Source organism: Pseudomonas sp. 67(2021) (assembly GCF_017491835.1).
Classification (GTDB): domain Bacteria; phylum Pseudomonadota; class Gammaproteobacteria; order Pseudomonadales; family Pseudomonadaceae; genus Aquipseudomonas; species Aquipseudomonas atacamensis.
This window is the reverse complement of sequence record NZ_JAFGYL010000023.1, coordinates 1-23,773: the sequence shown is the minus strand read 5'-3', so window position 1 is coordinate 23,773 and position 23,773 is coordinate 1. Positions and strand designations below refer to the sequence as shown.

Sequence of the window (23,773 nt, the reverse complement as noted above, 5' to 3'; positions counted from 1 at the left end):
TTGCGAATACGCCATGACCCTGCAGTACCCAACCATCGCCGATTGCGTCGGCAACACGCCGCTGGTGCGTTTGCAGCGCCTGCCCGGCGCCACCAGCAACACCCTTTTGCTCAAGCTCGAAGGGAACAACCCGGCGGGTTCGGTCAAGGACCGCCCGGCGTTGTCGATGATCACTCGCGCCGAGTTGCGCGGGCAGATCAATCCCGGCGATACGCTGATCGAGGCGACCTCCGGCAACACCGGCATCGCGCTGGCGATGGCCGCTGCGATCAAGGGTTACAAGATGATCCTGATCATGCCGGACAACTCCAGTGCCGAGCGCAAGGCAGCGATGACCGCTTACGGTGCCGAGCTGATCCTGGTGACTCAGGAAGAGGGCATGGAAGGCGCCCGCGATCTGGCCCAGCGTATGGAAGCCGAAGGCCGTGGCAAGGTGCTCGACCAGTTCGCCAATGGCGACAACCCCGAAGCGCACTACACCACCACCGGCCCGGAAATCTGGCGTCAGACCCAGGGCAGCATCACCCATTTCGTCAGTTCGATGGGCACCACCGGCACTATCATGGGCGTGTCGCGCTACCTCAAAGAGCAGAGCGACAGCGTGCAGATCGTCGGTCTGCAACCGATGGAAGGCTCGGCCATTCCGGGCATCCGCCGCTGGCCGCAGGAATACCTGCCGAAGATCTATCAGGCTGACCGCGTCGACCGCATCGTCGACATGGCGCAAAGCGAAGCCGAAGACGTCACCCGGCGTCTGGCCCGCGAAGAGGGCATCTTCTGCGGCGTGTCCTCGGGCGGTGCGGTGGCAGCGATGCTGCGCTTGTCCAAAGAAGTTGAAAACGCGGTGATCGTCGCGATCATTTGCGACCGTGGCGACCGTTACCTGTCGACCGGCATTTTCGACGCGCCGAACTGATGGCCAAACACGAGAGAGGCCTGCGCTTCCAGCCCACCGGCGGCAGCAAGGCGCCACAGATCCCGACCGGCAAAAAGCAGCGCTTGAGTATCGAGCGCCTGGCCAATGACGGTCGCGGCATCGCGTTTTTCGAAGGCAAAACCTGGTTCGTCCTCGGCGCCCTTGCCGGTGAAGAGGTCGAAGCGCGGGTGCTCGGCGCCCACGGCAAAGTAGTCGAGGCGCGCACCGAGCGCGTGTTCACTGCCAGCGAATTGCGTCGTCCGTCAGCGTGCGCGCACTTCGGCCGCTGTGGCGGATGCAGCGTCCAGCACTTGCCCCACGACGAACAACTCGCCCTGAAACAGCGCATGCTCGCCGAGCAATTATCGCGCGTTGCCGGTGTCGAACCGGAAGAGTGGGCGGCGCCGCTGACCGGCCCGGAATTCGGCTACCGTCGGCGCGCGCGCATCGCCGTGCGCTGGGACATGAAGGCGAAGAAACTCGAAGTGGGTTTCCGCGCTGCCGGCAGTCAGGACATCGTCGCAATCAGCGAATGCCCGGTGCTGGTACAGCCCTTGCAACCGATCATGACCCGCTTGCCGGAGATGCTGCGGCGCTTGAGCAAACCGCAAGCGTTGGGCCATGTCGAGTTGTTCAGCGGCTCATCACTGGCGGTATTGCTGCGACACATGGCGCCGTTGTCCGAAGCGGATCTGAGCATCCTCAAGGATTTCTGCCGGTTTCATGAAGCGCAGTTGTGGTTGCATGGCGAAGGTGAACCGCAACCGGTCGAGGCCGGTCAGAGCCTCGGTTATCGCCTGGAACAGTGGGATCTCGAGCTGGCTTATCGGCCGGGTGACTTCGTTCAGGTCAACGCCGGGGTCAACGAAGCGATGATCGCCCAGGCGCTGGACTGGCTGAAACCGACGGCTGAAGAACGCGTGCTCGACCTGTTTTGCGGGTTGGGAAATTTTGCGCTACCGCTGGCTAAAAGCGTGCGTGAAGTGGTGGCGGTGGAGGGCGTGAAGAAAATGGTCGAGCGGGCCGCTGCCAACGCCGTCAGTAACAATTTGCATAACACAAAGTTTTTTCAAGCCGATTTATCCCAGCCTTTGAGCGATGCCCAGTGGATCGGAAACGGCTTTTCTGCGGTACTCTTGGACCCACCGCGTGACGGTGCTTTCGAGGTGGTGCGCAAGCTCGCGACCCTGGGTGCCAAGCGGTTGGTATACGTGTCGTGCAACCCGGCCACGCTGGCGCGCGACACGCAGGAATTGATCAAGCAGGGCTACCGGTTAAAACGTGCCGGGATTCTCGATATGTTTCCTCAGACGGCACATGTCGAGGCCATGGCGTTATTTGAAGCGAGCCAGGACGGCTCGTCTGAATCCGTCTGATCTGTCCGCGCAGCGCTCGCCTGAGCCCCGCGAGCGCGAACGGACACTGAGGATCAGCGATTTGACGCATTGAATCTGCGTCGTAGGGAAGGTAAAGCAGCATGGTACAGGTGAGAGCACACCAGCCGATCAACACTGACGGCAGTATCAATCTCGAGGCCTGGCTCGATCACGCGGTCAGTGTCGATCTGGCACTGGATCGCGAGGCCTTGAAAGAAGCCTGCGAGTTCGCTCGCGAGGCCGAACAGCAGTCCAATGCGAAGAAGAACCTGTGGGCCGAAGGCTCCGGCAGTTTCAGCACGGGCCTTGAGATCGCCGAGATCCTCGCCGACCTCAAGCTCGATCAGGATTCGCTGGTCGCCGCCGTTTTGTATCGCGGCGTGCGTGAAGGCCAGATAGAGCTGGCGGCCATCGGCCAGCGCTTCGGTCCGGTGGTGGCCAAGCTGATCGACGGCGTGCAGCGCATGGCGGCCATCAGCGCCAGCCTCAGCCCACGGCAATCGATGGTCATGGGCACGCAAGGGCAGGTCGAGAACCTGCGCAAAATGCTCGTGGCCATGGTCGATGACGTACGCGTTGCGCTGATCAAACTGGCCGAACGCACCTGCGCCATCCGTGCGGTGAAAACCGCCGACGATGAAAAGCGCAACCGCGTCGCTCGCGAAGTCTTCGACATCTATGCGCCGCTGGCCCATCGCCTCGGCATCGGTCATATCAAATGGGAACTGGAGGACTTGTCCTTCCGTTATCTGGAACCCGATCAATACAAGCAGATCGCCAAGTTGCTCCACGAGCGGCGGCTGGATCGCGAGCGCTTCATCAGCGACGTGATGACCCAGCTCAAGGACGAACTGCAGGCCACCGGCGTCGACGCCGACATCAGCGGCCGGGCCAAACACATCTACTCGATCTGGCGCAAAATGCAGCGCAAGGGTCTGGAATTCAGCCAGATCTATGACGTTCGCGCGGTGCGCGTGCTGGTGCCGGAAATGCGCGACTGCTACACCGCGCTCGGCATCGTCCACACCCTGTGGCGGCACATCCCGAAAGAATTCGACGACTACATCGCCAACCCGAAAGAGAACGGCTACCGCTCGCTGCACACGGCGGTGATCGGTCCGGAAGGCAAGGTCCTCGAGGTGCAGATCCGCACCCATTCGATGCACGAAGAAGCCGAACTCGGCGTCTGCGCGCACTGGCGCTACAAGGGCACCGACGTCAAATCCGGCTCGAACCATTACGAAGAGAAAATCTCCTGGCTGCGTCAGGTGCTCGAATGGCACGAAGAGCTGGGTGACATCGGCGGTCTGGCCGAGCAGTTGCGCGTCGACATCGAGCCCGATCGGGTTTACATCTTCACTCCCGACGGGCACGCCATCGACTTGCCGAAAGGCGCGACGCCGCTGGATTTCGCCTATCGCGTGCACACCGAAATCGGCCACAACTGCCGGGGCGCGAAGATCAACGGCCGTATCGTGCCGCTGAACTACAGCCTGCAGACCGGCGAGCAGGTCGAGATCATCACCAGCAAGCACGGCACGCCGAGCCGCGACTGGCTGAACCCGAACCTCGGTTACGTCACCACCTCGCGGGCGCGGGCGAAGATCGTTCACTGGTTCAAATTGCAGGCTCGCGATCAGAACGTTGCGGCCGGTAAAACCCTGATCGAGCGGGAACTCAATCGCCTCGGCCTGCCGGCGGTGGATTTCGACAAGCTGGCCGAAAAGGCCAACATGAAAACCGCCGAAGACATGTTCGCCGCCCTCGGTGCCGGTGACCTGCGTCAGGCGCATCTGGTCAACCTTGCGCAGCAATTGGTCGAACCGGAGCGCGGCAACGAACAGTTGGAACTGATCCCGCGCAAGGCTACCGGTTACAAGCCGGGCAAGCGCGGCGATATCCAGATCCAGGGCGTCGGCAACCTGATGACGCAAATGGCCGGTTGCTGCCAGCCACTGCCGGGCGATGCGATTGTCGGTTACATCACCCAGGGCCGGGGCGTGAGTATTCACCGCCAGGACTGCGCCTCGGTGCTGCAACTGGGCGGGCGCGAGCCGGAGCGGATCATTCAGGTCAGCTGGGGGCCGGTGCCGGTGCTCACCTATCCGGTGGACATCATCATCCGCGCCTACGACCGTTCCGGCCTGCTGCGTGACGTCTCGCAGGTGCTGCTCAACGAGCGCATCAACGTGCTGGCGGTCAACACCCGCTCGAACAAGGAAGACAACACTGCGCTGATGTCGCTGACCATCGAGATCCCCGGTCTGGATGCGCTGGGACGGCTGCTGGGGCGGATTTCGCAATTGCCGAACATCATCGAAACCCGGCGTAACCGTACCCCGTGATGCAATTGATTGTTCCCTGTGGGAGCGAGCCTGCTCGCGAAGAGGGCGTGTCAGTCGACATCTTTGTTGCAGACACAGCGCTTTCGCGAGCAGGCTCGCTCCCACAATGGTTTTGTGGTGAGACAGAAAAATGATGTACAGCCTCGAAGACCTGCTCCACCTGATGTCCCGCCTGCGCGATCCGCAGTTCGGTTGCCCGTGGGACATCAAGCAAACCTACGCGACGATCGTCCCGCACACCCTCGAAGAAGCCTATGAAGTGGCCGATGCCATCGAGCGTGGCGATCTCGATCACTTGCAGGGCGAGTTGGGTGATCTGCTGTTTCAGGTGGTGTATTACAGCCAGTTGGCCAAGGAAGAGGGGCGGTTCGAATTTGCCGGGGTGATCGACAGCATCACGCGCAAACTGATCCGTCGCCATCCGCATGTGTTCCCGACGGGCGACCTGTACGCGCCGCTCGACGTGCCGCGCTTGAGCGAAGAGCAGGTCAAGCAGCGCTGGGAAGAGATCAAGGCCGAAGAGCGCGCCGAGAAAACCTCGGCGCCCGAGCAGTTGTCATTGCTCGACGACGTGCCGGCCACGTTGCCGGCACTGTCGCGCTCGGCCAAGTTGCAGAAGCGCGCCGGGCAGGTCGGTTTCGACTGGCCGGACGCTTTGCCGGTGCTCGACAAGGTGCGCGAAGAGCTCGATGAAGTGCTCGAAGCCATGTCGGAAAATGATCCGGTGGCGGTGGCCGACGAGATCGGCGATCTGCTGTTTTCCGTGGTCAATCTGGCCCGGCATCTGAAGGTCGATCCGGAAACAGCCCTGCGCGGCGCCAATGGCAAGTTTGAAAGACGTTTCCGTTTTATCGAACAGGCATTGCGCGACACCCACCGTCCCATGGAAGATTGCACCCTCGAAGAGTTGGACGCCCTGTGGGGCGAAGCCAAACGCCAGGAAAAGAATGAGCCCAGCTGCGGCTGAGCCGTTGCCCAAGTGAGTAAGCATTGATGAGCCTTTCCCTTCGCGACCAGTTGCTCAAAGCAGGCCTGGTCAACCAAAAGCAGGCCAAGCAGGTCAGCAAAGACAAGCAGAAGCAACAGCGCCTGGCCCACAAAGGCCAGGCCGAGCTGGACGATTCGCAGCAGCGCGCCGCCCAGGAAGCCATGGCCGAGAAGGTCAAGCGCGACCAGGAGCTGAACCGTCAGCAGCAGGAGAAGGCCGAGGCCAAGGCCCGCGCCGCGCAGGTCAAGCAGTTGATCGAAGTCTCGCGTCTGCCCAAGCTGACCACTGAGGACTACTACAACTTCGTCGACGACAAGAAGGTCAAGCGCATCTCGGTCAACACGCTGATGCGTAACAAGCTCAGCAGCGGTTCGCTGGCGATCGTGCACCACAACGGCGGCTATGAAGTGATTCCCCGTGAAGCGGCGCTGAAGATCCAGGAGCGCGACCCGCAGCGCATTGTCCAGCTCAACGTGCAGACCGAAGAGGTCAACGCTGAGGACGATCCGTACGCGGCGTACCAGATCCCTGACGATCTGATGTGGTAAATCCACGGCTGTAACAACGACGAACCCCGCTCATGGCGGGGTTTGTCGTTTTCAAATGCTGTGTTGTTTCAGGCGGACTTCAGTTCTCGTTGCTGTTCCTGCACTTCCAGTTCGGCCTTGTAGTTATGGGCATCTATTTCGTTGTGGAACATGCCGACCAGCAAGTCTTGTTGATGCACATCCCAGATACGGATGCCGGCGGCCAGGCCTTCGTGGGACATGTGTGAATCGTCGCGTTCAGTTACTTTTACAGTCATCTGCTAGCTCCAAATCTCAAGTTACTGCACCAAGGCGTGTGCAGGACTCTGTTATAGGATTTGTTAGTCAGCTAAGTAAACCGCCAATTGGCGCAAGGTGTTGTTGCGGATTTCGCAACAGTGCTGGAGGCCGCGTAAACCGCGACATTCGGTCGCAGGGCGGTAAGTTTCATGACAGAAGTTTCATCTCCAGAACACCCTGAAACCCTGTCTTTGATCGTTCCCACGCTCCGCGTGGGAATGCCTCTGGGGACGCTCCGCGTCCAGTGACGCGGAGCGTCACGGGCTGCATTCCCACGCAGAGCGTGGGAACGATCAACAACACGGACCGGAAGTTTTCCGGCTGATTTCTGCAGGCCAAAAAAAACGCCCCGAACCAGTCGGGGCGTTTTCATGTGCGGCTCAGCGGTGGGGAATTACTTGCCTTCCCAGCGCTTCAGCACCAGCGTGGCGTTGGTGCCGCCGAAGCCGAAGCTGTTGCTCATCACGGTATTGATGGTGGCGTTCTCGCGGGTCTTGGTCAGCACCGGCAGATCGGCCACTTCCGGGTCGAGCTCGTCGATGTTGGCGGAGCCGGCAATGAAGTTGCCTTCCATCATCAGCATGCAGTAGATCGCTTCGTGCACGCCGGCGGCGCCCAGGGAGTGACCGGACAGGCTCTTGGTCGAGCTGATCGCTGGAGCCTTGTCGCCGAACACTTCACGCACACCTTTCATTTCCGCAACGTCGCCGACCGGAGTCGAAGTGCCGTGGGTGTTCAGGTAGTCGATCGGGGTGTCGACGGTGGACAGCGCCTGCTGCATGCAGCGGATCGCGCCTTCGCCGCTCGGGGCAACCATGTCGTAGCCATCGGACGTTGCGCCGTAGCCAACGATCTCGGCGTAGATCTTCGCGCCACGGGCCAGAGCGTGTTCCAGCTCTTCGACGACAACCATGCCGCCGCCGCCAGCGATGACGAAACCGTCACGGTCCTTGTCGTACGCGCGGGAAGCTTGTTCCGGGGTGTCGTTGCGTTTGCTGGACAGGGCGCCCATCGCGTCGAACAGGAACGACTGGCTCCAGTGCTCTTCTTCACCGCCACCGGCGAAGACGATGTCCTGCTTGCCCATCTGGATCTGTTCCATGGCGGTACCGATGCAGTGAGCACTGGTGGCGCAGGCAGAAGCGATGGAGTAGTTCAGGCCCTTGATCTTGAACGGCGTGGCCAGGCAAGCGGAAACGGTGCTGCTCATGGTCCGCGTTACACGGTACGGGCCAACGCGCTTCACGCCTTTCTCACGGAGGATGTCCAGCGCTTCCATCTGGTTCAGCGTGGAAGCACCACCGGAGCCGGCGATCAGGCCGGTACGCGGGTTGGACACTTGCTCTTCGGTCAGGCCGGAGTCAGTGATGGCGTCTTTCATGGCCAGGTAGGCGTAAGCCGCTGCATGGCCGACGAAGCGATAGATCTTGCGATCGATCAGCTCTTCAAGGTTGAGGTCGATGGAGCCGGAAACCTGGCTACGCAGACCCATTTCAGCATATTCCGGGTTGAACCGGATGCCAGGGCGGCTTGCACGCAGGTTAGCGGAGACGGTCTCTTTGTCATTGCCCAGGCACGAAACGATGCCCAGACCAGTGATAACGACGCGGCGCATGCGAATAACCCTTAGAAGTTGTCAGTGGAGGTGAACACGCCGACGCGCAGGCCTTCGGCGGTGTAGATTTCGCGTCCGTCGACACTGACCGAACCATCGGCGATGGCCATGTTCAGCTTGCCCTTGAGGACGCGTTTGATATGAATGTTGTAAGTGACTTTCTTCGCGGTCGGCAGCACCTGACCGAAGAATTTCACCTCGCCCGAACCCAGCGCACGGCCGCGGCCCGGCAGGCCTTGCCAGCCCAGGAAGAAACCGACCAGTTGCCACATGGCATCCAGACCCAGGCAGCCCGGCATCACCGGATCGCCTTCGAAATGGCAGGCGAAGAACCACAGGTCAGGGTTGATATCCAGCTCGGCGACCAATTCACCTTTGCCGTACTTGCCGCCTTCTTCGCTGATATGGGTGATGCGATCCACCATCAGCATGTTCGGGGCGGGCAGTTGCGCGTTACCTGGGCCGAACAGCTCACCGCGACTGCAGCGCAGCAGGTCTTCCCGAGTAAAGGCGTTTTGTTTGGTCATGCGAGCTCCTCAATAATCCCATGCGGCAGGTGGGGCAGATCTTCCCGACCGTTCAAGGCGTTCATGCCTCGAACCGGCAGCCTACTCATAGACTATTGCGTTGTGGTGAAAGTCACAGCACCAAGGACATGAATGTACACTTGTGCACTGAAATTTTTAATCAAGCCCCTTTTGGGGCTCGTTCGGGTGCCTAAGACTGCCGCACTTTCGCTTTTCACGCCAGTCGCAGATGGTCGAAAGGCCCACACTACGACACCCAGCGCTGCAAAATCTGCTGCAGGTCATTGCGTTTGAACGGCTTGGCCAGGTAATCGTTCATCCCCGCCGCCAGACAGGTTTCGCGATCGCCCTGCAAGGCGTTGGCGGTCAGCGCGATGATCGGCACATCGCGGCGTCCGGGCAGGTCGCGGATCTGCCGCGTGGCCTCGTAGCCGTCGATGATCGGCAGCCGGCAATCCATCAGAATCACTTCGAATTCGCCACCCTCGGCACTGCGCACCGCTTGCGCGCCATCGGTCGCCACGCTGACCGCAAAGCCGAGGCTGCGCAGCATCGCTTCGATCACGGTCTGGTTGACCGGGTTGTCTTCGACCAGCAACACATGGCGTCCTTCGCCCTGACCACTACCGTTCAGGGTGCGCGGCGCGGCCAGCGCCGGCATTGCCTGCTTATAGAGCGCCAATGGAATTTCCAGAGTGAACACCGAACCGCGTCCTTCCTCACTCTGCGCGCGCAAGGTGCCGCCCATACGTTCGGCCAAAGTCCGCGCGATCGGCAGACCAAGACCGGTGCCACCGTAACGACGGGAGATCGAACTGTCGGCCTGCTGGAAGGCGTTGAACATCAGCTCCAGACTCTCCGAAGAAATGCCGATGCCGCTGTCGCGCACCGAGCAGGTGAACCACAACAGTTCGTGATCCAACGATTGCCATTGCGCCTCGATGCTGACCCGGCCCTGCTCGGTGAACTTCAAGGCATTGCCGACCAGATTGACCAGAATCTGCCGGATCCGCGTCGGATCGCCCTGCACCTGCAAGCCGCGCATGTCGTCGGGAATGCGCAGATTCAGTGCCAGGCCTCGCTGCACCGCGCTGTGCTGGAACGATTGCGCGCAGGCGCCGATCAGCTCGGCGAGATTGAACGGGATGTGCTCCAGCTCCAGCTCCGAACGTTCGATTCGCGAGAAGTCGAGAATGTCATTGATGACCTTGAGCAGATGTTCGGTCGACTCCGAAGCGAGCGCGGCGTATTCGACTTGCTCCTCGGTCATCTCGGTGGTTTCGAGCAACTGCAACATGCCCAGCACGCCGTTCATGGGCGTGCGCAGTTCATGGCTCATCATCGCCAGAAAATCCGATTTGGCGTTGTTGGCCTTTTCCGCCTCTTCGCGGGTCTGGATCAGCTGCGCCATCGCCTGTTGCTGCTCACGACTGGCCTGCTCCAGCGCTTGGGCAAGGTTGTTGATGTGTTGTGACAGCGCGCCCAGTTCAGTGTCATCGACAATCGGCAACGGGGTTTTGTAATCGCCTTCCTGAATCGCCTTGACCGCATCGCCGATGTCGCGGATCGGCTGCGACAGACTGCCGGCCAAACGACGGGCGACGACAAAAGTGAAGAGCAGGGCGAACAGCGCGAGAATCCCGGCCTTGAACAGGATCTCCTGCTGGCGCTGACTGAACGCATCGTTGGACAGGCCGACGATCACTCGCCCCAGATAATCCTCGCCGGCGGCGCTGTTGCTGACTTTGCCGTCCTGGAAAAAATCATTGTGCAAGGCGATCCGCTGCAAACGCACCGGCGCCTGGAATACTTCGACCTGATGCGGGCGGCTGTGGCTGTCGGCCGGTTGTTCGACATAAACCAGAATTCGGTTGGCGCTGTCCTGCACTTCGAGAAAGCGCACGTTGGGCGTGGCCAGTGTCGCCTTGAGCAGGCTTTCCAGCACTTCGTTGTTGCCGGAGATCACCCCGTATTCCGTGGCAGGCGCCAGTTGGTTGGCAATCAACTGGCCAGTGTGGTTCAGCTCCTGACGCAAGTCCTGGATGCGCACGAAGGTAAAGAAGCTGATCAACAGCAGCGTCAGCAACAGCGCCGGGCCGAGGCTGATCAGCTGCGTGCGGGTGTTGATGTCCCAACGGCGGCGAAAATTCATGGGCGGCGCTCTCCTTCGGCCAAGGCACTGGCGACAGATGCTTCATTCAGCGGTTCGATGCCTAAGGAACGAGCCACCTGCGCATTACTTGAGACTTTGAAACGAGCGGGGTAAAGCGCTCGCGGCCAGGCGCTGGTGGGCTGATCGAGCAAATGGTCGAGGACCGCCAGCCAGTCGCTCTGATCGCTGTAGGTACTGGCAAGGCTGCCAGCGCGAACGAATGCAATGTTGGGGCCGATCAGCGCAACCTGACGCGAGTAGCTGCTGAGCAGGAGGTTTTTCGCCGTTTGCGAGTTGTACAGATCGGGGTCATCGAGGCCGAGCAAGACGTCGCTGCTTTTCAGCACCGCTTGCAGCGGACGGCTGTCGTGAATGTTGTCCCAGCGCTGGCTGACGATCTCCAGATTCAAGGGCCGTGCAGCCGCGCGCAATTCGTCAATGAGGAATTCGCCGTGCTCATCGAACAGCACGCCGACCCGGCGCGCCTGCGGCAAGATCCGCCGGATCAGTTGCAGTTGCCGGCTCAGCGGCGGGTCGCTCCAGAGCAGGCTCAGGCGCGCCGGTTGGGCATCGGCGAAACGCTGGCGCGCCTGCAAGCGGCTGATGCGCAACACCAGCGTCGACGGGCCTTGTGAGTCTTGCAGACGCCAGTCGAGGCTGGGCAGATCGAGCAGGATCAAGCGCAGACTGGCCGGTAATTTGCCCGGTGCCGGCAAACTCGCCAGCGGCTGGAACCGCACGTTGTCGGTCGGGCGCAGTTCACTCAGCGCTTGCACGAAGGCCTGCACGCCGGGGCTTTCCTCGGCGCCGGTCAACAGAATATCCGCCGCTTGCACCGCGACGCCGTGCAGCCACGCGGTCATGAACAGGCAGAGCCCGGCCAGCCAGTGGCCCAGGGTGGGCGTCTTCCGTGACGGGCCGGTGCGCATCCTAGAACTCCAGCTCGGCACTGAAATACATCACCCGGCGTTCATCGTAATTATTGTCGACGAAAGTATTCGGCTGATGGTCGAGGCGCTGCTGCAGCACGCCGGCCAATTGCAGCTGAGCTTTGCCAATGGCGATGCGTTTGGCGATGCGCGTGTCGACGCGTTCGAAGCGATAGCCGTTGAGCGCGTTGTCGCCGTAATAGAAGAGGGCGCTGTTCCAGCCATGGCCCCAATTGCGCAGCCAACCGGCGGAACCGCTGTTGCGCGAGGTCAACTGCTGGTCCAGCGGATTGCTCGCCTCGGCGTCGACGAAGGCGTAGGTCAAACGCAAACGGTCGGCGCTGCTGAGGCGCCAGTCGAGTTGCGTTTCGGTGCCGCGAAAGCGCGAGCTGTTGGCGTTGCTGGCGATGTACTGATTGTTGCGCAGCGGTTCGCTGATCATCCCGGTGATTTCGTCGTAGAACAGCTTCACGTCCACGGCCAGTCCGAGTTCGGCGAAGTAACCGTTGTAGCCCAACTCGCGCGAGCGCATGTGTTCCTGATCGAGATCACCGGGGCCACGGGTCTTGACGAAATAGCGCGCCGACGACTGGCCGTAGGCCGAGGGTCGCAGGTTGCTGACCTGATAGCTCCAGTTGACGTTGTTCTCGAACATGTCCGGCGAGCGGATCGCTTCCGAGTACACCGCGCGCAGGCCATGACGCGGGTTGATCAGGTAGTTGACCGCGAAGCGCGGGGTCAGCGAACTGCCGATCAGTTGCGTGTCTTCGAACATCGCCCCGCCCTGCACCAGCCAGTGCTCGGTGGCGCGCCATTCCAGTTGGCCGAAAGCGCGCCAGGTGGTGTCGTCGAGGGTGCCGTTGAAATAGGTCTCGGAATCGGCACGGTCGTAGCGGTAGTTGAGGCCGCTGACCAGGCGCAGGCTGTCGGACAGGCTGAGGGTGTCCTGCAGTTCGAGGTCGTAGCGCGATTCGCGGGCGCTCTGGTCGATATCGCCGCACAAGGTCTGGCTGGCGCCGTTGCGCCATTGTTCGAGCACTTGATTGGCCAGCGCCATTTCCTGCGGCGTGCCGGGTGCCGCGCCGGGGCCGGTGAACTGGTTGATGTTGCGCGCCAGCCGTTCGGTGTAATTCGGGTTGAGCTGCCACAGCTGCGCCAGCTCGGGGCTGAACGACACCTCGGCATCGCAGGCGCGCCAGACTTGCTGGCGATCCCAGTGCTGCGCCGAACCTTGCACATAAAGGCTGTGTTCGGGGTTGATATCGAGGTTCCAGCGCACCGAACCGGCGTAATCCTTGGCCACCACGTCGGAATTGTTCCCGGCGTCGGTAATCCCCGAGAACACCGGGCGGTAGGTATAAGGTCGCTGATTGCTGCCGTCCTTGGCGTTGAGCTGCCAGTCGAGGCTTTGCCCCTCATTGAGGTCGTGGCTGACCGCCAGGCTCAGACGATTCAAGCGCCGACCGTCGCGATAATCGGCGCCGTTGCGGTTGCTGTCGAAACCGTCATCTTCCTGACCGGACAGCGACAGGCGCAGATCACCGCCGTCCCAACCGGTGCCCTGACTGGCATAAAAGTCGTTGATGCCACGCTGGCCGCGCGTGATCTTCAAACGCGTGCCATGGCTGTCGGCCGGGTGGCGGGTGATGATGTTGATCACCGCCATCAGCGCGTTGGCGCCGTAGCTGACCGTGTTCGGGCCGCGAAACACCTCGATCCGGTCAATGTCTTCCATCGCTACCGGAATATCGCTCCAGTCCACCGTCGCCAGGCCGGCGCGGTACACCGAACGGCCATCGATCAACACCTGCATGCGCCGTGCTTCGCTGGCGTTGGTGCCGTGGTAATTCACCGCCGGCTGATTGCCGTTGATGCTGCCAACCATCATCCCCGGCACCAGTCGCAGCAGCTCGCTGATGTCGCGGGCACCGCTGGCGCTGATCAGTTCGCTGTCGAGAACGGTCATGCTTCCCGGCACTTCCGCCGGCGTCTGCTTCAGGCGCGTAGCGGTAAGCACCTGCGGCAGCGTCTGGCTGTCGACGAACAGATCGTCCGCCAGCACCAGCGGGCTGAACAGCAGCGCCAGGAGCAGCGGCGAGCGCGGGGGAGGAGGGCCAGAAAACACGACACAGCCTGCAGAGAGAAGAATTGGCGCGCATGTTAACCGAGGGCGGCGACTTTTCCAGTGACGTTGCAGGCATTTTCCTAGGTTTTATTGGTCTTCTTCCTACAAATGTCGGTAATTGTTGCTGGGGCTGGCCGCCATCGGGTCGCCCCGTATAATGCCCGGCATCGCCACTGGTATGGATTAACGGATTGCATATGACTGAACAGCACCCGATTGCGGTCCTGGGAGGCGGAAGTTTTGGTACCGCCGTGGCCAATCTGCTGGCCGAGAACGGCCATCAAGTCCTTCAGTGGATGCGTGACCCCGAGCAGGCCGAGGCCATCCGGGTCAATCGCGAAAACCCGCGTTACCTCAAAGGCATCAAGATTCTCCCGGGCGTGACCGCCGTCACCGACCTGCAAGCCACCCTCGACGCCTGCGATCTGTGCTTTGTCGCGCTGCCATCCAGCGCCTTGCGCACGGTACTCGCCGCCCACGCCGAGCGTTTGAGCGGCAAGATGCTGGTCAGCCTGACCAAAGGCATTGAAGCGCAGACCTTCAAGCTGATGAGCCAGATTCTCGAAGAGATCGCCCCGCAGGCGCGCATCGGCGTGTTGTCCGGGCCGAACCTGGCGCGGGAAATCGCCGAGCACGCACTGACCGCCACGGTGGTCGCCAGCGAAGACGAAGAATTGTGCAAAGCGGTGCAAGCCGCCCTTCACGGTCGTACCTTTCGCGTTTACGCCAGCGCCGACCGTTTCGGTGTCGAGCTGGGCGGGGCGTTGAAAAACGTTTACGCGATCATCGCCGGCATGGCGGTGGCATTGGAAATGGGCGAGAACACCAAGAGCATGCTGATCACTCGCGCCTTGGCCGAGATGACCCGCTTCGCGGTGAATCAGGGCGCCAACCCGATGACCTTCCTTGGTCTGGCCGGGGTCGGCGATCTGATCGTCACCTGTTCGTCACCCAAGAGCCGCAACTACCAGGTCGGCTTCGCCCTCGGTCAGGGCTTGAGCCTCGACGAAGCGGTGTCGCGTCTTGGCGAGGTCGCCGAAGGGGTCAACACCCTCAAAGTGCTCAAGGCCAAGTCCCAGGAAGTCGGCGTGTACATGCCGCTGGTCGCCGGGCTGCACGCGATCCTGTTCGAAGGACGCACGCTGGAGCAGGTGATCGGTCTACTGATGCGTGCCGAGCCGAAAACCGACGTCGACTTTATTTCCACCAGCGGTTTCAACTGATTCCGCTGTTACACGGACAGGAAGCAAGCCATGAACGATCCGAAAAGCGAAACCCAGTACGAATCCATCCTCCTGCGGGTGTTGTGGATGATCGTTTATCTGCTGGTCTGGCAAGTCGCGCAGTTCATCCTCGGCGCGGTGGTCTTGGTGCAACTGATCTACCGCCTGATCTACGGCGCACCGAGCGCCAGCCTGATGAATTTCGGCGACAGCCTCAGCCAGTTCCTCGCGCAGATCGGCCGCTTCGGCACGTTCCACAGTGACCAGAAGCCCTGGCCGTTCGCCGACTGGCCAGCGCCGCGCACCCCGGAAGGGGAAGCGCCGCACACCGTCGCCCCGGCCGCGCATCCGGTGCGCGATGAGGAACCCAAACTATGAAACTGTGGGTATTGCGTCATGGTGAGGCGGTGCCTCACGGCTCGAAAATCGATTCCGAGCGCGAGCTGACCGAGCATGGTCGTAAAGAAGTCCTGCGCAGCGCCGCGCATCTGATGGGCCAGCCGCTGACGGCGATCTACGCCAGCCCTTATCTGCGCGCGCAGCAAACCGCGCAGATCGTGCGCGAGGCGCTGGGGTTCGAGCCGGAGATCCGTACGGTCAAGTGGCTGACGCCGGAGAGCGATCCGGACAAGGTGGCCGAGCAATTGGTGTCGGTGAGCAATGTGCTGCTGGTCAGCCACAACCCGTTGGTGGGCAATCTGCTCAGCTATCTGCAACACGGCGCCGGGCATCCGTCGGAGAAGGTCAGTACAGCGGGGCTGGCGGAGCTTGAGCACAGCGAGCTGCTGATTGGCTCGATGAAGCTCAACAGTCTCAAGCACCCTTAACGCCATATCCCTGTGGGAGCGAGCCTGCTCGCGAAGGCGGCGTGTCATTCACCCTTTTTGGGGCTGACATACTGCATTCGCGAGCAGGCTCGCTCCCACATTGATTTCTGCCAATCCGTGAAATTATTTGTTTGAAAATTCCAACCAAGCACTTGCTTGGTTGACTACGCTTGCTCCAGACCAAAAAAAACAGGAGCGAGTCGCATGTCTGCCGCCTTCCGTTTGCCGCTGGACGTGTTCTACGAACGGGAAGCCCGGCACCCGCGCCAGCGCTTTCTGGTGCAGCCCATCGGCGGTGGTCAGGTGGAGACGCTGACGTGGGCCGATGTCGGCCATCAGGCCCGCTGCGCCGCGCACTGGTTGCGGGCGCGGGAGCTACCGCCCGGCAGCCACATCGCCCTGATCTCGAAAAATTGCGCGCACTGGATCATCGCCGATCTGGCGATCTGGATGGCCGGACATGTGTCGGTGCCGCTGTACCCCAATCTCACCGCCGAGTCCGTGGCGCAGGTGCTGACTCATTCGGAAAGTGCGCTGGCGCTCATCGGCAAGCTCGATGACTGGGCAGGCATGGCGCAAGGCGTGCCGACGGGTTTGCCGACTATCAGCCTGCCGCTGCATCCGCCAGGCGAGTTCGATTACAGCTGGGCGGACCTGCAGAGCTGTTCGCCAATTCAGGACGATCCACGCCCCGCCGCCGAGCAATTGGCGACTATCATCTACACCTCCGGCACCACAGGCCTGCCCAAAGGCGTGATGCACAGTTTCGCCAATCTCGGTTTCGCCACCAGTCGCGGCACGCAGCTGTTCGGGCTCAACGAGAACGATCGGCTGCTGTCGTATCTGCCGCTGTGCCACGTTGCCGAGCGCATGTTTGTCGAGTTGGCTTCGATCTATACCGGGCAGACCGTGTTCTTCGCCGAAAGCCTCGAGACTTTCATCACCGATCTGCAGCGCGCGCGGCCTACGGCAATGTTCGGCGTGCCGCGTATCTGGACCAAATTCCAGATGGGTGTGTACAGCAAGATCCCAGCGCAGCGTCTGGACTTCCTCCTCGGGTTGCCCTTCATCGGCAAGCGGGTCGGGCACAAAGTGCTCGCCGGGCTCGGCCTGGATGCCTTGCGCGTGGCGTTGTCCGGCGCCGCGCCGGTGCCGCAGACCTTGCTCGCCTGGTATCAGAAACTTGGCCTCGATGTGCTGGAGGTCTACGGCATGACCGAGGGCTGCGGTTATTCGCATATCTGCCTGCCGGGGCGATACAAGCAAGGCTGGATTGGCCAGCCGTGCCCTGAAGTCGAGGTGCGCATCGATGAGTCCGGCGAAGTGCAGGTGCGCAGCCAGGCCAACATGCTCGGCTATTTCAAGGAACCGCAGAAAACTGCTGAGACACTCACCGCAGACGGCTTTCTGCGCACCGGCGACAAGGGTGAGCAGGACAGCGAAGGGCGCCTGCGCCTGACCGGGCGACTCAAGGAAATCTTCAAGACCAGCAAGGGCAAATACGTCGCGCCGGCGCCGATCGAAAACCGCCTGGCGGTGCATTCACGCATCGAACAAGTGTGCGTGGTCGGCGATGGCCTGAGTGCACCGCTGGGGTTGTGCGTGCTGTCCACCGTCAATCAGCAAGAGCCTCGTGCCAGTCTGCACGCGAGCCTGGAAAAGCTGCTGGAAGAGGTCAACGCCGCCCTCGACAAGCACGAACGCCTGCACCGGCTGGTGGTGGTGAAGGACTACTGGGCGGTGGATAACGGCTTCCTCACGCCGACCCTGAAAATCAAACGCAACGTCATCGAAGACCGCTACGGCGCACGCTTCGAAGAATGGAGCGCGCGCAGCGAGGCGGTGCTGTGGCAGGATTGAGCATCGACTACAACAACAAAGGAAGTCTGCGATGAGCTTGTGGCGTACTACTCCCGACATCGAACAGTTGAACGCAATCCAGAAGAACACCATCGGCGAAGTGCTGGATATTCGCTTCGAAGCCTTCGACGAACAGTCGCTGACCGCGAGCATGGTCATCGACCATCGCACCCACCAGCCTTACGGCCTGCTGCATGGCGGCGCATCGGTGGTGCTGGCGGAAACCGTGGGTTCGATGGCCAGTTATCTGTGCATCGATGCCAGCAAATTCTATTGCGTCGGCCTGGAGATCAACGCCAATCACTTGCGCGGTTTGCGCAGTGGGCGGGTGACGGCGGTGGCCACGCCGATTCATATCGGGCGCACCACGCATGTCTGGGACATCCGTTTGACCAGCGATGAAGGCAAGGCCAGTTGCGTATCGCGCCTGACCATGGCGGTGGTGCCGCTGGGGGAACAGCCGCCGCTGCGTTGACAGGTTGTAGATCAAAAGATCGCAGCCTTCGGTGTTGTGGTCTTTTGCTTGCGAAGCGTCTCCACCACCATTTCTGGCAGTTATGGTCATTGCTGTGGCGCCGGGTCTTGCGGACAATCAACGCCACGATTCCCGCTCATGGATTTGCCCGCATGTCGCAACCGATCTTTTTCGCCCACGCCAACGGCTTCCCCTCGGGGACCTATGGCAAGTTGTTCGCGGCGCTGGCGCCGGAGTATCGGGTCGCGCATCTGGAGCAGCACGCCCATGACCCGCGTTTTCCGGCAGACGACAACTGGTACAACCTGGTCGATGAATTGATCCATCACCTCGAGCAGCAGGAGCAGCCGGTATGGGGCGTCGGCCACTCCTTTGGCGGTCTGCTGCACTTGCACGCGGCGTTGCGCTGTCCCGAGCTGTATCGCGGCGTGGTGATGCTCGACTCGCCGGTGCTGACCCGCACCGATCAGTGGGTGATTCGCGCGGCCAAGCGCTTTGGTTTCATTGACCGGCTGACCCCGGCCGGGCGCACCCTCGGACGCCGTGAAGAATTCGCCGATCTCGACAGTGCACGCAGTTACTTTTCCGGCAAAACCCTGTTTCGCGGCTTCGATCCGGAATGCTTCGATGCCTACCTGCAACACGGTTTGCATCAGGTCGACGACAAGCTGCGTCTGCGTTTCGACCCGGCCACGGAAATCAGCATTTATCGCGGCGTGCCGCACACCAGTCCGGGGCGCACCCGCCAGTTGCAGGTGCCGCTGGCCATCGTGCGCGGGCACAAGAGCCGCGTGGTCATGCGCCATCACACACGTTTCGTCTCGCGCCTGCCCCAAGGCGAGGCGCTGAGCATGCCCGGCGGGCACATGTTCCCGCTGGAGCGCCCGCAGGACACGGCACGGCTGCTTAAGAGCCTGTTCATGCGCTGGGAACAGCGGCAGAACAAGGATTGCGCATGAGCCCGACCTGCGAAGAAGTGCGCCTGAACCTGCCGCATATCGAGTTGGCCGTGCATCTGTTCGGCCCCGAGGACGGCCTGCCGGTGATCGCGTTGCACGGCTGGCTCGACAACGCCAACAGCTTTGCCCGGCTGGCGCCGAAGCTCCACGGTTTGCGTATCGTCGCGCTGGACATGGCCGGCCACGGTCATTCCGCTCATCGACCAAGCGGCGCCGGTTATGCCCTGTGGGACTACGCCCATGATGTGCTGCAAGTCGCCGAGCAGCTGGGCTGGAAGCGTTTCGGCCTGCTCGGACATTCAATGGGCGCGATTGTCTCGATGGTGCTGGCCGGTTCGCTGCCTGAACGCATCAGCCATCTGGCGCTCATCGATGGCGTGATTCCTCCGACAGACAAAGGCGAAAACGCCGCCGAGCGCATGGGCATGGCCCTGCAGGCGCAACTTGATCTGCGGGAAAAGCGCAAACCGGTCTATACCACACTCGAGCGTGCCATCGAGGCGCGGATGAAGGGCCTGGTGGCAGTCAGTCGCGAGGCCGCCGAACTGTTGGCCCAGCGCGGTTTGATGCCGGTCCCCGGCGGTTACACCTGGCGCACCGACAATCGCCTGACCCTGCCATCGCCGCTGCGCCTGACGGAAGAACAGGCAATGGCGTTTGCCTCGCGCGTCAGTTGCCCGGCGCATCTGGTAGTCGCGGCGGATGGCATGCTGGCCAGGCATCCTGAGTTGCTGCAGCGTCTACCCTTCAGTCACGAACAGTTGCCGGGCGGGCATCATCTGCACCTGAATGACGAGGCTGGCGCAGGTCTTGTAGCAGACTGTTTCAATCGCTTCTTCGCCATGCCTTGACTTGCTACCGGCAACTGCCGAGGCTGGGCGGGTTGAAACAGGAGACAAACTTGATGGATTTCTATACCGCTGCGACCCCGACCCGCCCAGCCATGACCGTCCGGTGAGCCTGACTATGCGGCCACTCAGTCTTTTCGCGCTGTGCTGCTTCAGCTCCTTGTCCTTCGCTGCCGATGTGCCGGGCAGCCAGGATCTGCAAATCGTGCCGCGTCTGGCCGACGCACAGATCGTCGACTATCGCCCGGCGGCCGAGCTGGAGCGCATCTACCCGCTGGGTTCGATCCGCAAGATCAGCGGCCAGTTGCGCTTCGACGGTCAGGTCACCGCCCGTGGCCAGACCACCTCGGTAACCTACGAGTTGCCGCCGGAACATTCCGCCACCGAAGCCTTCACCGCCGCCCGCGAAGCCCTGCAACAGCAGGACGCCGAATTGCTGTTCTGGTGCCAGGCCCGCGATTGCGGCGAAAGCAGCCTGTGGGCCAACGAGGTGTTCGGCAACGCCAAGCTGTATGGCGCTGACGAGCAGCAGGCTTATCTGTTGCTCCGGCTGGCGGCGCCAAAGGACAACACGCTGGTGGCGCTCTACAGCATCACTCGCGGCAATCGCAAAGCCTATCTGCATGTCGAACAGTTCGAGGCGACTGCGCCGTTGGGCGAGTTGTTGCCGACCTCGGCGACCCTGCTGCGCCAGTTGAAAAGCACTGGTGAGCTGGATTTCCCGAAACTGGTCGAGGAGCCGGATGCCACCTGGTTGCGCCTGATTTCCCGTGGCCTGAATCTCGACACGACCTTGCGGGTCACGGTTTCCGGGCCCAAGGCCGAAGCCTGGCGGCAGGCGTTGATCACTCAGGGCGTACGGGCGGCGCGTCTGGAGACCGGCAATCTCGAAGGCTCTGGCCTGCGCATCGACCTGTTGCGATAAGCTGTGCCGGGCGAGCATGCACGCAGTGTTCGCCTACTCTTTCGCTGACTGACTTTGCCGAGACTTCCCATGCTCAATAACGATCGCCTGCTGGTGCAGATTCTGCTGCTGGTGTTGTTTGGTGCCAGCCTGTGGGTGATGGCGCCGTTCTGGTCGGCGCTGTTCTGGGGCGCGGTGCTGGCGTTCGCCAGTTGGCCGCTGATGCGTTTGTTGACCCGCGCGCTCAATGGCCGCGAATCGCTGGCCGCGTTGATCCTCACACTGGGCTGGATGTTGCTGGTGGCGGCGCCGCTGGTGTGGCTGGGTTTCAATCTTGCCGATCATGTGCGCGATGCCACGGCATTCATCAAGGATGTGCAGGTCGACGGCTTGCCGGAAGCGCCCACCTGGCTTGGCAGCGTGCCTTTGGTTGGTGAGCGACTGGTGGCGATGTGGGACAGCATCGATCAGCAGGGCGCGGCGTTGATGGTCTCGATCAAGCCGTATCTGGGCCAGGTCGGCAACTGGCTGCTGGCGCGCAGTGCGCAGATCGGTGGCGGGATTCTCGAGCTGACGCTGAGCCTGGTGTTCGTGTTCTTTTTCTACCGTGACGGGCCACGACTGGCGGCGTTTGTGCACAGTCTGTTGCAGCGCTTGATTGGCGATCGTGCCGGTTATTACATCGAATTGGTGGCGGGCACGGTGCAGCGGGTGGTCAACGGCGTGATTGGTACGGCGGCGGCGCAGGCGGTGCTGGCGTTGATCGGCTTTTTCATTGCCGGGGTCCCTGGGGCGCTGGTGCTGGGGATCGTCACGTTTATGTTGAGTCTGATTCCGATGGGGCCACCGCTGGTGTGGGTGCCGGCCACGGCTTGGCTGGTGTGGAAGGGTGAGTACGGGATGGCGATCTTTCTCGGGATCTGGGGGACGTTCATCATCAGTGGCGTGGACAATGTGCTCAAGCCGTATCTGATCAGCCGTGGCGGTAATCTGCCGTTGGTGATTGTATTGCTCGGGGTGTTTGGCGGGTTGATTGCGTTTGGCTTTATCGGGTTGTTTATTGGGCCTACTTTGTTGGCGGTGGCTTATAGTCTTTTGACGGATTGGAGTAAGAGTCAGGCTCGGGTCTAGGGGGGGCTTGGCGGCCTTTGGGCCGACCATGCTCTTGGGGTTTTGGGTGAATATCCGTTTCTGCGGGTGTTGCGGATTACGGTTCCGCCCTTACGGCGGGTCACCTTTTTCAAACGCCAAAAAGGTAACCCAAAAGGCTTGCTCCTGCGTTCAGCCCTCGCAGGCTCGGGTTCCTTCGCTGCGGGATCGATCCGGGCGCAGCGGCTACGGTTTGCTTCGCTGCACCTCCTTCCGCTGTGTCTGGCTGCGCCAGACGGTCGCTGCGCTCCCACGCCCGGATCAATCCCTCCACTCAGCCTTCCGACGTCGCCGGTGGATCAAGATCAAGAGCACTCGAGCTTGCGTTCATTGTTGAGTGGGGCGGCTTCGCCGCGGGCAGCTGCGCTGCTTTGCTTTTGCTTTTGCTTTTGATTTTGATTTTGATTTTGTGGGAGCGAGCCTGCTCGCGAAGGCGGCCTGGCAGCCGACCATATCTCTCTGAAACCACTCGATCCCTGTGGGAGCTGGCTTGCCAGCGATAGCGCCCTCACATCCAACCAATATCTACCGAATACACTCAGTTTCATTGTGGGAGCGAGCCTGCTCGCGAAGGCGGCCTGGCAGCCAACCCATCTCTCTCTGAAACCACTAGATCCCTGTGGGAGCTGGCTTGCCAGCGATAGCGCCTCCACATCCAACCAATATCTACCGATACACTCAGTTTCATTGTGGGAGCGAGCTTGCTCGCGAAGAGGCCGATACATTCAACAGATGCATTGAATCATCAGACGCTTTCGCGAGCAGGCTCGCTCCCTCTTCAAGTCGGCTGAGCTTCAGCCCCGTGGCAACCGGACAACGGCGGTCAGCCCACCACCCGGTGTTTCTTCCAGATTCAACCGCCCACCCAATCGCTGCGCGGCTTCGCGGGCGATGGTCATGCCCAGCCCTACGCCGCCGGAGTTGCGGTTACGCGAGCCTTCCAGTCGGTAGAACGGTTCAAACACGGCTTCACGCTGGTCCTCAGCAATCCCCGGCCCGTGATCAATCACCCGAATCAGCAATTCCTCACGCTGTTCCAACAGTTCAATCTGCGCCTGTCCGGCGTAACGCAGGGCGTTGTCCAGCAGGTTGTTGATGCACGAGCGCAGCGCCATCGGTTGTACTGGCAAAGGCGCGCAGTGGCCGCTGGCCTGTACATCGGCGCCCTGGTCCTGGGCGTTCTCGCACAGCGATTCGACCAGCGCCTGCACGTCCAGCAACTGCAAGGCTTCGCTGGTGCGTTGTTCGTGCAGATAGGTGAGGGTGGCGTCGAGCATGCCGATCATGTCGTCCAGGTCCTGGCGCATCTGGCTTTGCAGTTTGTCGTCGCTGATGTTTTCCAGGCGCAGTTTCAGGCGTGACAGTGGCGTGCGCAGGTCGTGGGAGACGGCGCCGAGCATGCGCGCGCGTTGCTGGACCTGTTCGCGGATGCGCCGTTGCATGAGGTTGAAGGTGTGGGCCGCTTGCCGGGCTTCGCGCGGGCCGGATTCGTCGAGGGGGTCGCTGTCGAGGTCTTCGCTCAGGCGCTCGGCGGCGTCGCTCAGGCGCTGGATCGGCCGGCTGAGCAGCTTGGCGCCGTACCATGCGGCAATCATCAGAGTGATGAACTGAAAGGTCAGCGGTACCACCGGGCCACCGAACCAGGGGCGTGTTTGCCTCGGTGGGTAAGCGGCGTTGTGCAGCGGCGGTTGGCCGTCGATGTTCGTTGAGAACTCTGGCGGTGGTGGG

At 61.6% G+C, this 23,773-nt stretch carries 21 protein-coding genes; 14 read left to right on the top strand and 7 right to left on the bottom strand.

What is annotated here, in order from left to right; genetic code table 11:
• The first annotated feature begins 13 nt into the window (after window positions 1-13).
• From cysM to J5M66_RS22760, 5 genes are all read left to right on the top strand, one after another.
• Window positions 14-916: a cysteine synthase CysM gene (cysM, locus tag J5M66_RS22780; RefSeq protein WP_039757833.1), complete on the top strand. Its 903-nt coding sequence runs from the start codon at window positions 14-16 to the stop codon at window positions 914-916.
• Complete coding sequence (gene rlmD, locus J5M66_RS22775; protein ID WP_207809737.1) at window positions 916-2,292, top strand: 23S rRNA (uracil(1939)-C(5))-methyltransferase RlmD; 1,377 nt, start codon at window positions 916-918, stop codon at window positions 2,290-2,292. Before cysM ends, rlmD begins: the two co-directional genes overlap by 1 nt.
• 101 nt (window positions 2,293-2,393) lie before the next feature.
• The gene (relA, locus tag J5M66_RS22770) at window positions 2,394-4,637 is read left to right on the top strand and encodes a GTP diphosphokinase (RefSeq protein WP_041479585.1); all 2,244 of its coding nucleotides are present in this window, start codon (window positions 2,394-2,396) and stop codon (window positions 4,635-4,637) included.
• Between the two features lie 133 nt (window positions 4,638-4,770).
• On the top strand, window positions 4,771-5,604 hold the full coding sequence (mazG, locus tag J5M66_RS22765; protein ID WP_207809735.1) for a nucleoside triphosphate pyrophosphohydrolase: 834 nt from the start codon (window positions 4,771-4,773) through the stop codon (window positions 5,602-5,604).
• Window positions 5,605-5,630: 26 nt separating this feature from the next.
• Window positions 5,631-6,173, top strand: coding sequence for a DUF2058 domain-containing protein (locus tag J5M66_RS22760; protein ID WP_016773645.1), 543 nt, complete (start codon window positions 5,631-5,633; stop codon window positions 6,171-6,173).
• Window positions 6,174-6,241: 68 nt separating this feature from the next.
• Here J5M66_RS22760 and J5M66_RS22755 read toward each other — a convergent pair whose 3' ends face one another.
• From J5M66_RS22755 to J5M66_RS22730, 6 genes are all read right to left on the bottom strand, one after another.
• Complete coding sequence (locus J5M66_RS22755; RefSeq protein ID WP_016773646.1) at window positions 6,242-6,430, bottom strand: hypothetical protein; 189 nt, start codon at window positions 6,428-6,430, stop codon at window positions 6,242-6,244.
• Between the two features lie 416 nt (window positions 6,431-6,846).
• Window positions 6,847-8,067: a beta-ketoacyl-ACP synthase I gene (gene fabB, locus J5M66_RS22750; RefSeq protein WP_016773647.1), complete on the bottom strand. Its 1,221-nt coding sequence runs from the start codon at window positions 8,065-8,067 to the stop codon at window positions 6,847-6,849.
• An 11-nt stretch (window positions 8,068-8,078) separates the two neighbouring features.
• Entirely contained in the window at window positions 8,079-8,594 is a 516-nt protein-coding gene (gene fabA, locus J5M66_RS22745) for a 3-hydroxyacyl-[acyl-carrier-protein] dehydratase FabA (protein WP_024013962.1), read from the bottom strand.
• Window positions 8,595-8,841: 247 nt separating this feature from the next.
• Window positions 8,842-10,746: an ATP-binding protein gene (locus tag J5M66_RS22740; protein ID WP_137213916.1), complete on the bottom strand. Its 1,905-nt coding sequence runs from the start codon at window positions 10,744-10,746 to the stop codon at window positions 8,842-8,844.
• Window positions 10,743-11,675, bottom strand: a complete 933-nt coding sequence (locus J5M66_RS22735; RefSeq protein ID WP_206421721.1) for an ABC transporter substrate-binding protein — start codon at window positions 11,673-11,675, stop codon at window positions 10,743-10,745. The genes J5M66_RS22740 and J5M66_RS22735 overlap by 4 nt, the downstream gene beginning before the upstream one ends.
• A 1-nt stretch (window position 11,676) precedes the next feature.
• Window positions 11,677-13,800, bottom strand: a complete 2,124-nt coding sequence (locus tag J5M66_RS22730) for a TonB-dependent receptor (RefSeq protein ID WP_207809733.1) — start codon at window positions 13,798-13,800, stop codon at window positions 11,677-11,679.
• A gap of 197 nt (window positions 13,801-13,997) precedes the next feature.
• Here J5M66_RS22730 and J5M66_RS22725 point away from each other — a divergent pair, with 197 nt between their 5' ends.
• The 9 genes from J5M66_RS22725 to J5M66_RS22685 all read left to right on the top strand — a co-directional run bounded on the left by J5M66_RS22725 (window position 13,998) and on the right by J5M66_RS22685 (window position 22,027).
• Window positions 13,998-15,023, top strand: a complete 1,026-nt coding sequence (locus tag J5M66_RS22725; protein ID WP_207809731.1) for an NAD(P)H-dependent glycerol-3-phosphate dehydrogenase — start codon at window positions 13,998-14,000, stop codon at window positions 15,021-15,023.
• Between the two features lie 30 nt (window positions 15,024-15,053).
• Window positions 15,054-15,401 (top strand): DUF4389 domain-containing protein, encoded by a 348-nt coding sequence (locus J5M66_RS22720; RefSeq protein ID WP_016773653.1) that lies wholly within the window; start codon window positions 15,054-15,056, stop codon window positions 15,399-15,401.
• Window positions 15,398-15,850 (top strand): phosphohistidine phosphatase SixA, encoded by a 453-nt coding sequence (sixA, locus tag J5M66_RS22715; protein ID WP_207809729.1) that lies wholly within the window; start codon window positions 15,398-15,400, stop codon window positions 15,848-15,850. The genes J5M66_RS22720 and sixA overlap by 4 nt, the downstream gene beginning before the upstream one ends.
• A gap of 204 nt (window positions 15,851-16,054) precedes the next feature.
• Window positions 16,055-17,710 (top strand): AMP-binding protein, encoded by a 1,656-nt coding sequence (locus J5M66_RS22710; RefSeq protein WP_207809727.1) that lies wholly within the window; start codon window positions 16,055-16,057, stop codon window positions 17,708-17,710.
• A 31-nt stretch (window positions 17,711-17,741) separates the two neighbouring features.
• The gene (locus J5M66_RS22705) at window positions 17,742-18,185 is read left to right on the top strand and encodes a hotdog fold thioesterase (protein WP_016773655.1); all 444 of its coding nucleotides are present in this window, start codon (window positions 17,742-17,744) and stop codon (window positions 18,183-18,185) included.
• A gap of 152 nt (window positions 18,186-18,337) precedes the next feature.
• Window positions 18,338-19,144, top strand: coding sequence for an alpha/beta hydrolase (locus J5M66_RS22700; RefSeq protein WP_056788154.1), 807 nt, complete (start codon window positions 18,338-18,340; stop codon window positions 19,142-19,144).
• A complete protein-coding gene (locus tag J5M66_RS22695; RefSeq protein ID WP_207809725.1) occupies window positions 19,141-19,995 on the top strand; it encodes an alpha/beta hydrolase in 855 nt (284 codons plus the stop codon). Before J5M66_RS22700 ends, J5M66_RS22695 begins: the two co-directional genes overlap by 4 nt.
• A 115-nt stretch (window positions 19,996-20,110) precedes the next feature.
• Window positions 20,111-20,917, top strand: coding sequence for a DUF4892 domain-containing protein (locus J5M66_RS22690; protein ID WP_122611638.1), 807 nt, complete (start codon window positions 20,111-20,113; stop codon window positions 20,915-20,917).
• A gap of 69 nt (window positions 20,918-20,986) precedes the next feature.
• Entirely contained in the window at window positions 20,987-22,027 is a 1,041-nt protein-coding gene (locus J5M66_RS22685; protein ID WP_016773659.1) for an AI-2E family transporter, read from the top strand.
• Window positions 22,028-22,839: 812 nt separating this feature from the next.
• On the opposite strand, the gene J5M66_RS22680 is transcribed toward J5M66_RS22685, so the two are convergent.
• The coding region (locus J5M66_RS22680; protein ID WP_207817503.1) for an ATP-binding protein at window positions 22,840-23,773 on the bottom strand (934 nt) is incomplete at its 5' end.